A 301-nucleotide genomic window follows, 5' to 3' on the forward strand; every position below is an offset into this window, starting at 1 on the left:
GCTGTCTTTTTCTATCAGTCCTTTGAGCCGTTCGACTTCCGCTACCAGTTGTTCGAGTATCGCTTGCTGTTGCAGCACCAGCTCCACTAGCTCTGACTTGCGTAGCTGTAAGAGAGCTTCTCTGTCTTTAGGGATGGCTGGTGGCTTGATTTCCATAGCTCTACGCTACCTGTCTTTTCTCTTTTGTCAACCCCTCCTACCTGAATTCTTACCTCAAAAACATTTATTAAAAGATATTTTAGTGATAGCAATTTTAGCCGTTATTGCCGGCGCCAAAGGCTGGGAAGACATGGAAAATTAC

1 pseudogene is annotated in these 301 nt (G+C 44.9%); it reads left to right on the forward strand.

What is annotated here, in order from left to right:
* Positions 1-214: 214 nt before the first annotated feature.
* Positions 215-301, forward strand: a pseudogene (locus SB754_RS19745) (transposase family protein); the annotation flags it as partial.

This window comes from Leifsonia sp. SIMBA_070, assembly GCF_046534635.1.
Classification (GTDB): domain Bacteria; phylum Actinomycetota; class Actinomycetes; order Actinomycetales; family Microbacteriaceae; genus Leifsonia.